Here is an 11,292-nt window from a genome sequence, read left to right on the forward strand (position 1 = left end):
TATTAGAGCTTAAAATGTCCGGGTTACCGATCTTATCAATAAGTATTTTTTTGCCTTTAGTAAGTGCATTGTATATTCTGCTATTTATCAACCAAAGTAGGTCAGTAAATAAGCAAGCCCAAAATACACAAGTTTATGCGATGTATGTCGCAGTTTTAAGCTCTATCCTAACCCTAATATCTACTATTTATTTATTAGTTCAATTTGATAATACATCAAAACTTTATCAATTTGTAGAATGCTATAGTTGGATTCAATCTATAGGTCTTGAATTCCACATTGGAGTTGACGGAATTTCAATATTCTTTGTTGTTCTGACAAGCTTTTTAACCCTTATCTGTATTATAGCTAGCTTATTTACCGTCAAAAAATATATCAAAGAATTCTTATTTTGTTTTTTATTAATTGAGTCTTTTTGCATTGGGGCTTTCTGCTCAATGAATTTACTATTATTTTACTTATTTTTTGAAGTAATATTGATCCCTATGTATATAATTATAGGAATTTGGGGAGGCGAAAATAAAGTTTATGCTGCCGTAAAATTCTTCCTCTATACTTTTTTGGGGTCGGTATTTTTCTTATTATCACTCATATATATTTATAGCCAAGTTCATAGTTTTAATATGCTTGATCTAAATGAATTAGTCCCTTCATTAACATTACCGGTGCAGAGGGTTTTATGGTGGGCAATCTTTATAGCCTTCGCAGTGAAAGTTCCTATGCTGCCGTTCCATACGTGGCTTCCTGATGCACACGTACAAGCACCAACTGCTGGATCTGTCATTTTGGCTGGTATATTGTTAAAACTTGGAGCATATGGGTTTTTACGTGTATCATTACCAATGTTTCCAAATATATCAAAAGAATTTGCATTTTATGTATTAGTGCTGAGTATTTTTGCTGTAATATATGGTTCACTAGTAGCACTGGCTCAAAGAGACATGAAAAAGATGATAGCTTATTCATCGATAGCTCATATGGGCTATGTGACTGGAGGAATTTTTAGCGTAACAGAAGCTGGGATTAAGGGAGCCGTATATCAAATGATTAGTCATGGTACTGTGGCATCTGCTTTGTTTTTGATAATTGGTACTTTGTACGATAGATTGCATACTAAGGAGATAGACAAATATGGTGGAGTGGCAAATAAAATGCCAATACTTGCCACCTTTTTCATGATTGCCATGCTTGGCTCTATAGGTTTACCAGGCACTAGCGGTTTTATAGGAGAATTTTTAAGTTTGGTAGGTATTTATCAAGCTAATGTAGTAGCAGCTATTATAAGTAGTGTTGGCATTATTCTTGGAGCTGTTTATATGCTAAAACTTTATAAGGAAGTAATGCTAGGACAAATTACTAATAATCAGGTTATAAGTTTTAAAGATCTATATCTTTATGAGATACTTGCAATTATGCCGCTTTGTGTAGCAATAATTTATTTAGGTTTGTTACCAAATACAATTATGAACATACTGGATTTATCAACTCATAAAATCTTATCACAAATACCTTGTATTGTAAAATAATTACTTAAATTAACTTAATTATCATTATTTTAATAATTTAACGATTTTTTTAGATATTTATAAATTAATTTTATATTATTACTTGTAAGACTCAAACAACTATGCTAGGGTTTATTAAAAGCTTTCTTAACTATAGAATTAATAGGTTATACAAATGTTAAAAGACAATTTAAATTCAGAAATTATTACTAACGAATTAAATGTTGAAACAGAAAAGATTGAAGAAAGAGAAGAAGAAAGAGAAAACCGCTTAGATCGTGAAGAATCGGCTAGAAAATTAAAGGCAATTATATTTGTCGTTATCCCGCTTTTGGTTGGGTTTCTAACGTTTACTTATTTGTTTCTTAATTCAATAGAGGAAAAAAGTAAGCTTTTGAAACAAGAACAGTCAAATCAACAGTTAGATCAATAGATCTGATCAAAATACTCCAACAAAAACCAAGTAAACCCTAAGTTCAAATGCTTTGCTAAGTATAGGAGTATTATATCCTAGTTCAACATTCAATGTGGTGTAGGGGTGCCTCATAGTACCCTACATTTTTCTATAATCGTCATAGCAAGGCTCTTTAGATGCCGTGGCGATCTAGGTAAACAGCTAAGCTGTTTTTTTAGAGTAACGCTTCGCGTATCCTAGATTGCCGCGTTGCCGCTTTTTCGCGACTCCTCGCTAATAGACGATCAGTAGCCATTTTAATAGTGGTTATATAAAAAATGTAGGGTACTATGGGGCTGCCTTTGCAATCAAGGTTTTATTACGTGTATACTCGAATGATTTGGAGAAGTGTAACTTGTTACATCGAATTCAGGTGATTTGAACATGCGGGGCGAGTGAGTGGAACGTATATTTATACCAATTGCAATAATTAACACGGTGTATTTATCCAATCTCTATACATAATTGATTTTACTAAATCTACATTATGAGCAAGTTGATTCCAAGCGTAACAAGCCATAGTAACGATATCTTCATATACACCATAACATTGGTTAGACAAGAAATGATTTTTAATCCATTCCCAAACTTGTTCCATTGCATTAAGTTCCGGTGCATAGGGCGGAAGCGGTATCAAAGTGATATTGCTTGGCACAGTTAGTTTTTTGGCTGTGTGCCAACCTGCATTATCCGTTAGTAAAGCTATATGTCGGTTGCCTTGAATACTGCGAGAAAGCTCTTCTAAGAATTTATTCATTGCCTGTGTGTTTGCATATGGTAAAATTAATGCACAAGCTTCTCCTGTCTCATGGCAAGCAGCTCCGTAAATATATGTTGAAATAAATTGCTGTTGCCGAACTTTACGGGGTCTAGTGCCACGCTTAGCCCATATACGAGTTAAGCTACCTTGTTGCCCAACTCTAGTTTCATCCTGAGACCATATATCAACTTTACATCTATCGATATTTTTTGCTAATAATTTTGTTAACATGTCTGGAAAGTTTTTTTATATCTATTTTGAGTCTCTTGATTTGATTTTGGACGCATTGAATGAGAAGTAATCCAGCTAAAACCAAGGCGGTGCATAGTATTGTAGACTGTTTTTACAGCACATTTAGCACCATATTCCTCAACTAACATGATATGTAGCTCCTTTCCAGTTATATACCCACCAGTTTTACTTTCACTGAGCGTATTGATTTTATCAAAAATAGTAGACTCTTGTATACTGTTAATCTTCCTAGGGGCACCGCTTCTTTGCGATTCAAATAATCCTTCAAAACCATGATTCCTAAATCTTCTGAGCGATGATTGCACAGTTTTCCAGTGTGACTTCACTATTTCAGATATGGCTTTAAAAGATTTGCCTAATTGAAGGTGATACATCGCCAATAAACGTATACGATTTCAACCATGCGGCTCATGTTTCATCATTTTTATAAAATCATGACCTTCAAAACCTTGCGGTAATATTAACCTAGCTATTTGAGTACCTATTTATCAGTTAAAAACCCATTTTATAACACCGTGTTCATTATTGCAATTAGTATTAGTCACACTACTGGACAAAAAAGTTAGCTTGGTTACACAAAGTGTAACATATAAAATATGCAATATCATAAAATATTAAATTACTTTTAACTGTTTCTTAATTATATGAAGTGCGAAACTCCTGATATACTACATTCTCACTTTATGCAAGCAGTTATTTGAAAATTTTTATAAACATTCATAATGGCATCGTCAAGTTAAGCTAAAAAATAATTTGGATTGCATAATAGATAGTATATATTTATAGAATGGTTTCATAATAATCACGTAATCTATTACTTATATTTATGTACATCAATAAACCTCCAAAGAGACATCAGTTTTTTAGTTAGTATTATCAGTCATGCAGTATGGTTATATCATAGGTTCAATAACAGTTATCGTGATATTCAGGAACATATGGTCTATCATGGGATTATACTAAGTCATGAAACAGTGAGGTTTTAGTGTTATAAGTTTGTACCTAATTTCCAATATGTAATACTAATTGCAATAATGAACACGGTGTTAAAAAATGGGTTTTTAACTGATAAATAGGTACTCAAATAGCTAGGTTAATATTACCGCAAGGTTTTGAAGGTCATGATTTTATAAAAATGATGAAACATGAGCCGCATGGTCGAAATCGTATACGTTTATTGGCGATGTATCACCTTCAATTAGGCAAATCTTTTAAAGCCATATCTGAAATAGTGAAGTCACACTGGAAAACTGTGCAATCATCGCTCAGAAGATTTAGGAATCATGGTTTTGAAGGATTATTTGAATCACAAAGAAGCGGTGCCCCTAGGAAGATTAACAGTATACAAGAGTCTACTATTTTTGATAAAATCAATACGCTCAGTGAAAGTAAAACTGGTGGGTATATAACTGGAAAGGAGCTACATATCATGTTAGTTGAGGAATATGGTGCTAAATGTGCTGTAAAAACAGTCTACAATACTATGCACCGCCTTGGTTTTAGCTGGATTACTTCTCATTCAATGCGTCCAAAATCAAATCAAGAGACTCAAAATAGATATAAAAAAACTTTCCAGACATGTTAACAAAATTATTAGCAAAAAATATCGATAGATGTAAAGTTGATATATGGTCTCAGGATGAAACTAGAGTTGGGCAACAAGGTAGCTTAACTCGTATATGGGCTAAGCGTGGCACTAGACCCCGTAAAGTTCGGCAACAGCAATTTATTTCAACATATATTTACGGAGCTGCTTGCCATGAGACAGGAGAAGCTTGTGCATTAATTTTACCATATGCAAACACACAGGCAATGAATAAATTCTTAGAAGAGCTTTCTCGCAGTATTCAAGGCAACCGACATATAGCTTTACTAACGGATAATGCAGGTTGGCACACAGCCAAAAAACTAACTGTGCCAAGCAATATCACTTTGATACCGCTTCCGCCCTATGCACCGGAACTTAATGCAATGGAACAAGTTTGGGAATGGATTAAAAATCATTTCTTGTCTAACCAATGTTATGGTGTATATGAAGATATCGTTACTATGGCTTGTTACGCTTGGAATCAACTTGCTCATAATGTAGATTTAGTAAAATCAATTATGTATAGAGATTGGATAAATACACCGTGTTCATTATTGCAATTGGTATAATAAGAAAAAGAGGTTTATGCAACAAACAAATAAGTTAATCTTTAATTACAAAAAAACATCTCATATACCATGCATATTTAATAATCAGTCATTTATTGTAATTCGGTCATTTAAAAGGAGTAATGAGGAGTATTTTGTAATAGTTAATATTAATACTCTAGAAGTTAAGATAGTCGCTCAGAACTTATGTGCTTACCGTAAGAGTTATCAAGATGGCAGATATTTCTCATTAAAGGAACTTCAATCTTCTGTATATTATAGATCATTGTATTATTTTAATAATATAAAAGATAGTAGAGAGAATCAAGGGATCAAGAATATTCCAGGAGTCAAAGGATGTTTTTTATCCATAGATATGTGTCCATCAATAAAAATGTTAGAACATAATTTATTTGATGCAATTTTAAAAACTGCTAAAAGAAGTCAAGAAATAAACCTATTAATAGCTGTAAGTGGTTTATGGATAGCAACTCATCTAGAAGACTTTATGTGGTTACAAACTCTTCCAACCCACAATATAAAAATTACGTGGGTTAATCATAGTTTTAGTCATATTTTCTACCCTGATAAAGATTTTACAGACAATTTTTTATTACTACCAAATACTGATATAGAAAATGAAATATTACAAACCGAACACTTACTAATTGAAAGGGGCGAATTACCATCTCCATTTTTTAGATTTCCTGGGTTAGTAGCCAGTCAAGAAATATTAGATATATTAACTTCTTACGGGCTAATACAATTAGGTGCAAGTGTATGGATACATAAGATTCCTGAACATGAGACAGTTAAAGATGGTGATATAGTATTAATCCATGGAAATGGTAATGAAGATAGAGTATCCCTAGATAAATTGATTAAATTAGTTCAATCAGATCAGTTTTTATGGAAAAATTTACAAAAAGAACTAAGTTTGAGTAATACACTGCTATGATTTCAAGAGATAAAGTAGCTTACTAGAATACTCCCGTTTGATATATTTGAAAAAACTACTACTAGTCTTGAATGGCTCCCCGGGCCGGACTCGAACCAGCGACCGAACGGTTAACAGCCGTTTGCTCTACCACTGAGCTACCGAGGAACATTTGCCTTTGTATAGACTAGGTTGCTTATAACAAATCTTTTGACTATGGTCTAGTATTTTCTTGTTTTATCTATAAAAAATCAATAGACCTCTTACAGAATTCGTTTATGCTGAAGAATTTAAAGGCAACTTGAAACCTCGACCCGCAGAGTATGAGTATACTCAAATGTACGTGAGGAGCAGAATACCGGTAGCACGTACAAATTACCAATAGAAGTGGTATTATGCAAGAGAGGTCTATTTAAGAAACATTACTATGCTGGTGTACCTGAGCATTCATTATTAATCCAAAACCAATAAGCATTGATACCATCATTGTACCACCGTAAGATATAAAAGGTAAAGGCACACCTACCACTGGTAATAATCCCATTACCATAGCTATATTTATAAATACATGACTAAATAGGATTGATGTTATGCCTATTACCATCAGTTTACTAAATATAGCTCTACAATTCACAGCAATCATTAATGAAATTATTATAATTGCAGAATAAAGAATTAACAGAAACAAACTACCAACAAAACCAAATTCTTCAGCAAAAGTAGCAAAGATAAAATCGGTCTGATGCTCTGGTAAAAAATCTAGATGGCTTTGGCTACCTTTAGCTAGCCCCTTGCCCCACAACCCACCAGAACCAATAGCGATTTTTGATTGAATAATGTTATATCCAGCTCCAAGAGGATCTTTTTCAGGATCAAAAAAAACCATGATTCGTTTTCTTTGGTAATCATGCATCACTTGCCATATAACTGGTATGCAAGTAAGGACTATAATACCAATTATCACAAAATTTCTCACTCTAAAACCAGCAGCAAAAAAAATAATACTAGCAATAATGATATTAATCACTCCAGTACCTAGATCCGGTTCTTTTATTATCAGTATAACTGGTACTATCACACCTATTATAGGCAATAATATCCTGTAAAATCTAGCACAGTTCTCAATTTTTAGTTGATGAAAATACCTAGATAACATTAACACTAATGCTAGTTTTGTTGGTTCAGAAGGCTGCACACGGATAACTCCTAAATCTATCCAACGCTTTGCTCCCATAGAAATAGATCCAAAAAGCTCAACACTAACTAATAAGATAATAATAGTAATGTAAAATATATATGAAAACTTAAATATATATTTTATATCAATGGTTGTAATAATAATCGCAACTGGTAAAAACAGGAGGAAATGCATCATCTGCTTATACGCCCAAGGTTGAATATTACCATCCGAAGCAGAATATAGTACAACAAAACCAATACTGCAAATTACGCTAATAAGAATAATTAAAGTAATCGGCAGTTTTTTTAGCTTTTCAAAATAATTTTTTTGAATTGACATTTTAGGTAGATATCCATAAAAATTAACTATAAAACAAGACAAAGAACATGAAATTATTATTACATAACACACTTACTCACAAGAAAGAAGTTTTCGTACCGCTAGATAGTAATTTAATAAAAATGTATGTTTGCGGACCAACTGTCTACGATCATCCCCATATTGGTAACGCTAGGTCCGTAGTAGTATACGATATTTTATACCGCTCACTAAGCAAAATATTTGGTCAAAATCATATAAAATATGTGCGTAATATTACCGATGTTGATGATAAGATAATAAATAGAGCCAAAGAACTCAAAATAACGATTTCTGACTTAACAGTTAGAATCACCGAAGAATTTCATGCTAATATGCAATATCTAGGTTGCAAAACGCCAAATATTGAGCCAAAAGCCACCATGCATATTGATGACATGATTGTGATTATTCAAAAATTACTTGATCTAAATCATGCTTACATTGCAGATAACCATGTTTATTTTGATATTTCTACTGCCCCAAATTATACAAAATTATCAAATCGTAATCTTGATGAAATGCTAGAGGGAGTGCGTATTGAAAATAATCCATCAAAAAAGCAACCATATGATTTTGTATTATGGAAACCAGCCAGTAAAGATGAAGAAATATTGGCAAATTTTGATAGTCCTTGGGGAAGAGGTAGACCAGGCTGGCATATAGAATGTTCAGCGATGAGCTATAAATATCTCGGAGAAAATTTTGACATTCATGGTGGAGGGGCAGACTTAATTTTTCCTCATCATACTAATGAAATAGCACAAAGTACATGTGCTTTCCCGAACTCTCACTTTGCTAAATATTGGGTGCATAATGGATTTCTGACCTGCAATGGTGAGAAAATGAGTAAATCGCTCAATAATTTTATTACGGTAAAAGACTTAATAGACCAAAAAATCCCTGGTAGCGTAGTTAGATTACTGTTACTGAGTAGCCACTACCGTAAACCATTAGATTACAACAATAAAGCTCTAGAAGATGCTACAAAAACAATGAATTATTGGTATAGAGCGATAGAGAATTTGGACATTAACAAACTTAACGTACAGAACATTCCAAAAGAATTTTCATCTCATTTATTCGATGATATGAATACACCTCTAGCCATTAGAATAATAAACGATTATGCTAAACTGATCTTTGCAAGTAACAAAGAAGATGATAAGTACTTATATGCCTCTTACTTACTTTCATGCAGCAATTTTATAGGTCTAATGACCCAACCAGCGAGTAAGTGGTTTTACTGTGAAATAAATGATGAACCAATTCTCCAACATATTGAGCAACGTAGGCAAGCCAAATTACAAAAAAATTGGTTATTAGCAGACCAAATTCGTCAAAATTTATCAAAAGATGGCATAATTCTAGAAGACAAACTAGATGGATCAACTAGTTGGAGAAAAGTTTAATTAAGAATATTACGTTCAACATAACCCTTGCAAATATGTTGATCAAATATATAATAAGCTTTGCTTATTAATATTAAAGTAAAATTCACACGTAAGAGCCTAGTTGTTAGTCCAATTTCTTTGGTATCAACTCTTGCGGAGGAGTACCTATAATATGTAGGTACATAACTAACATTTTAAGGAGATTTAATAATGTCTAAACTAAAAGCTGTTAATGTCAGAGATTTACTGGATGCTGGGGTGCATTTTGGTCATAAAACCTCACGTTGGAATCCAAAAATGGCATCTTACATTTATGGTGTAAGAGATGATATTCACGTAATTGACTTACAACAAACTGCTGCTCTAATGCAGGTAGCTTTGGGTGTAATTTATGAAACTGTCAAGAAAAACGGTAAAATATTATTTGTCAGTACTAAAGTTCAAGCCAGTGATATAGTAGCTGAGTATGCAGAGAAATGTGGGCAATATTACGTTAACCACAGATGGCTTGGTGGTATGTTAACTAATTGGGGGACAATTTCTGGCTCAATAAAAAAGCTGGATAATCTTGAGAAAGTTTTAGGGAATGAAGAGGAATATTCCGGTTATACTAAGAAAGAAATACTGGAAATGACCCGTAAAAAGGATAAATTACTTAAATCCTTAGGGGGTATTAGACATATTGGGACAAGACCCAATTTGCTTGTGGTAATTGATACTAATAAGGAGCATTTAGCAATCCAAGAAGCAGTAAAGTTAGGTATTCCAATAATTGCTATTGTTGACACTAATTCCAATCCAGATAATATAGACCACCCTGTTCCTGGTAATGATGATGCAATAAGATCTATAAGACTCTATTGCACCTTGTTTGCTGATGCCGTACTTGCCGGTATAGAAGAGGCTTTAGCTGCATCTGGTGTTGATTTAGGAAGCATAGCTACTCATGAAGAAAAAGGTACAAATATAAAAGGTGTTACTAAGTTAAAATCAACCAAGAAATTTTCTAAAATTTTAAATCTAAATAATCAAGAAGCACTAGAGTCAGAGTTTGAGACAGCTTTAGAGCTTGCAGAAGTTGCTGCAACAACAAAATAACTAGTACTTATGGGAGTATTAACTTAATTAAGTAGCCTCGATGTTATTCCCGTTAGGGTTGATGCTATCTCTGATTCCCCTTCGATGTCATTCCTACTTCAGTGCGGAATCTAAAGAAACAGACAGGAATGGTGCTTTAGACATTTTATATCCCAGTCTAGGCTGGGATGACATTGAAGGTGTAGGGATGCTAGGTCGCAGGAACACCAATTCTTGAAGTTATACTTGAGTATACTACTCCTCAATCCAATAAAAATAACTATAAACCTTAAATAAGGAGAGTAAAATGATAAATGCTGGACTTGTAAAACAATTAAGAGAGAAAACTGCTGCAGGAATGATGGACTGCAAGAAGGCCTTGCTTGAAGCAAAGGGAGATTTTGAAGCAGCTATTGATTGGTTAAGAAAAAAAGGATTATCAGCTGCAGCAAAAAAAGCAGATAGAATTGCTGCTGAAGGACTAACAGCAATAAGCATTAAAGATAATGTTGGGGCTATTATAGAAGTAAATTCGGAAACAGATTTTGTTGCAAGAAACGATAAGTTTCAGCAATTGGTTAGGAATATTGCTGAACTAGCTTTGAAACAAGATAATTTACCATCACTAAAATTAGCGAAAACATCAACAGGTAGATCCGTTGAAGAAGAAATATTAGACAATATTGCTACAATTGGTGAAAATTTAAATCTACGTCGTATGGATGTTTTACGGGTATCAGAAGGTGTAGTTGCATCTTATGTACATAATACTGTTGCTGATGGTCTAGGTAAGATTTCTGTCATTGTTGGTTTACAATCAACTACTAAAGATAAAGCTAAGCTTCTAGAATTAGGACAGAAAATTGCTACCCATATAGCGGCAAGTAATCCTTATAGTCTTGATGCATCAAGTTTGGATCAAACATTAATTGAACGTGAAAGAAATATATTTTTTGAACAGTCAAAAGCTTCCGGTAAACCGGACAATATCATTGAAAAAATGGTTGAAGGTAGAATACGTAAGTTCCTAGCAGAAGTTGTTCTGCTTGAACAAAACTTTTTATTTGATGATAAATTAACAGTTTCTGAAGTTATGGATAACGCTGCAAAAGAATTAGGAACTTCGATTAAAATTACACAATTTATAAGATATGAACTAGGTGCAGGCATAAAGCAAGAAGATAAAAATCTTGCGGACGAAGTTGCAGCTGTCATGCAAAGTTAGGAAAAACTGATTATA

At 33.3% G+C, this 11,292-nt stretch carries 11 protein-coding genes and 1 tRNA gene; 8 read left to right on the forward strand and 4 right to left on the reverse strand.

Features of this window, described 5'->3' with window-relative positions; translation table 11 throughout:
* The first annotated feature begins 14 nt into the window (after positions 1–14).
* Together ACFE3K_RS07510 and ACFE3K_RS07515 are read left to right on the forward strand one after the other, a co-directional pair.
* A complete protein-coding gene (locus ACFE3K_RS07510) occupies positions 15–1,526 on the forward strand; it encodes an NADH-quinone oxidoreductase subunit M (RefSeq protein ID WP_375358842.1) in 1,512 nt (503 codons plus the stop codon).
* A gap of 154 nt (positions 1,527–1,680) precedes the next feature.
* Positions 1,681–1,938 carry a hypothetical protein gene (locus ACFE3K_RS07515; RefSeq protein WP_375358843.1) on the forward strand — a complete coding sequence of 86 codons (258 nt, stop codon included), beginning with the start codon at positions 1,681–1,683 and terminating at the stop codon, positions 1,936–1,938.
* 451 nt (positions 1,939–2,389) lie between these two features.
* On the opposite strand, the gene ACFE3K_RS07520 is transcribed toward ACFE3K_RS07515, so the two are convergent.
* Together ACFE3K_RS07520 and ACFE3K_RS07525 are read right to left on the reverse strand one after the other, a co-directional pair.
* The gene (locus ACFE3K_RS07520; RefSeq protein WP_375358342.1) at positions 2,390–2,950 is read right to left on the reverse strand and encodes an IS630 family transposase; all 561 of its coding nucleotides are present in this window, start codon (positions 2,948–2,950) and stop codon (positions 2,390–2,392) included.
* Positions 2,944–3,345, reverse strand: coding sequence for a helix-turn-helix domain-containing protein (locus tag ACFE3K_RS07525; protein ID WP_375358844.1), 402 nt, complete (start codon positions 3,343–3,345; stop codon positions 2,944–2,946). The genes ACFE3K_RS07520 and ACFE3K_RS07525 overlap by 7 nt, the downstream gene beginning before the upstream one ends.
* Before the next feature lie 761 nt (positions 3,346–4,106).
* Between ACFE3K_RS07525 and ACFE3K_RS07530 the strand changes: the two genes are divergently transcribed.
* From ACFE3K_RS07530 to ACFE3K_RS07540, 3 genes are read left to right on the forward strand one after another with little or no spacing between them, the layout of a single operon-like run.
* Positions 4,107–4,556, forward strand: coding sequence for a helix-turn-helix domain-containing protein (locus tag ACFE3K_RS07530; RefSeq protein WP_375358845.1), 450 nt, complete (start codon positions 4,107–4,109; stop codon positions 4,554–4,556).
* The gene (locus ACFE3K_RS07535; RefSeq protein WP_375358393.1) at positions 4,550–5,128 is read left to right on the forward strand and encodes an IS630 family transposase; all 579 of its coding nucleotides are present in this window, start codon (positions 4,550–4,552) and stop codon (positions 5,126–5,128) included. The genes ACFE3K_RS07530 and ACFE3K_RS07535 overlap by 7 nt, the downstream gene beginning before the upstream one ends.
* Positions 5,129–5,144: 16 nt before the next feature.
* Positions 5,145–6,065 carry a hypothetical protein gene (locus ACFE3K_RS07540; RefSeq protein ID WP_375358846.1) on the forward strand — a complete coding sequence of 307 codons (921 nt, stop codon included), beginning with the start codon at positions 5,145–5,147 and terminating at the stop codon, positions 6,063–6,065.
* 72 nt (positions 6,066–6,137) lie between these two features.
* On the opposite strand, the gene ACFE3K_RS07545 is transcribed toward ACFE3K_RS07540, so the two are convergent.
* Positions 6,138–6,212, reverse strand: a tRNA-Asn gene (locus ACFE3K_RS07545).
* A 244-nt stretch (positions 6,213–6,456) separates the two neighbouring features.
* The gene (rodA, locus tag ACFE3K_RS07550) at positions 6,457–7,557 is read right to left on the reverse strand and encodes a rod shape-determining protein RodA (protein WP_375359524.1); all 1,101 of its coding nucleotides are present in this window, start codon (positions 7,555–7,557) and stop codon (positions 6,457–6,459) included.
* 53 nt (positions 7,558–7,610) lie between these two features.
* Here rodA and cysS point away from each other — a divergent pair, with 53 nt between their 5' ends.
* From cysS to tsf, 3 genes are all read left to right on the forward strand, one after another.
* Positions 7,611–8,993 carry a cysteine--tRNA ligase gene (cysS, locus tag ACFE3K_RS07555; RefSeq protein ID WP_375358847.1) on the forward strand — a complete coding sequence of 461 codons (1,383 nt, stop codon included), beginning with the start codon at positions 7,611–7,613 and terminating at the stop codon, positions 8,991–8,993.
* Positions 8,994–9,185: 192 nt separating this feature from the next.
* Positions 9,186–10,073 (forward strand): 30S ribosomal protein S2, encoded by an 888-nt coding sequence (rpsB, locus tag ACFE3K_RS07560; protein ID WP_375358848.1) that lies wholly within the window; start codon positions 9,186–9,188, stop codon positions 10,071–10,073.
* Between the two features lie 286 nt (positions 10,074–10,359).
* Positions 10,360–11,277 carry a translation elongation factor Ts gene (gene tsf / locus ACFE3K_RS07565; protein ID WP_375358849.1) on the forward strand — a complete coding sequence of 306 codons (918 nt, stop codon included), beginning with the start codon at positions 10,360–10,362 and terminating at the stop codon, positions 11,275–11,277.
* Positions 11,278–11,292: the final 15 nt, after the last annotated feature.

The organism is Candidatus Tisiphia endosymbiont of Neophilaenus lineatus (assembly GCF_964264975.1).
Classification (GTDB): Bacteria; Pseudomonadota; Alphaproteobacteria; order Rickettsiales; family Rickettsiaceae; genus Tisiphia.

Excerpts from the sequence above, each read along its gene's own strand:
- ACFE3K_RS07510 (WP_375358842.1), top strand. The coding sequence starts at position 15 with ATGTCCGGGTTACCGATCTTATCAATAAGTATTTTTTTGCCTTTAGTA.
- ACFE3K_RS07515 (WP_375358843.1), top strand. The coding sequence starts at position 1,681 with ATGTTAAAAGACAATTTAAATTCAGAAATTATTACTAACGAATTAAAT.
- ACFE3K_RS07520 (WP_375358342.1), bottom strand. The coding sequence starts at position 2,950 with ATGTTAACAAAATTATTAGCAAAAAATATCGATAGATGTAAAGTTGAT.
- ACFE3K_RS07525 (WP_375358844.1), bottom strand. The coding sequence starts at position 3,345 with ATGTATCACCTTCAATTAGGCAAATCTTTTAAAGCCATATCTGAAATA.
- ACFE3K_RS07530 (WP_375358845.1), top strand. The coding sequence starts at position 4,107 with ATGATGAAACATGAGCCGCATGGTCGAAATCGTATACGTTTATTGGCG.
- ACFE3K_RS07535 (WP_375358393.1), top strand. The coding sequence starts at position 4,550 with ATGTTAACAAAATTATTAGCAAAAAATATCGATAGATGTAAAGTTGAT.
- ACFE3K_RS07540 (WP_375358846.1), top strand. The coding sequence starts at position 5,145 with ATGCAACAAACAAATAAGTTAATCTTTAATTACAAAAAAACATCTCAT.
- cysS (WP_375358847.1), top strand. The coding sequence starts at position 7,611 with ATGAAATTATTATTACATAACACACTTACTCACAAGAAAGAAGTTTTC.
- rpsB (WP_375358848.1), top strand. The coding sequence starts at position 9,186 with ATGTCTAAACTAAAAGCTGTTAATGTCAGAGATTTACTGGATGCTGGG.
- tsf (WP_375358849.1), top strand. The coding sequence starts at position 10,360 with ATGATAAATGCTGGACTTGTAAAACAATTAAGAGAGAAAACTGCTGCA.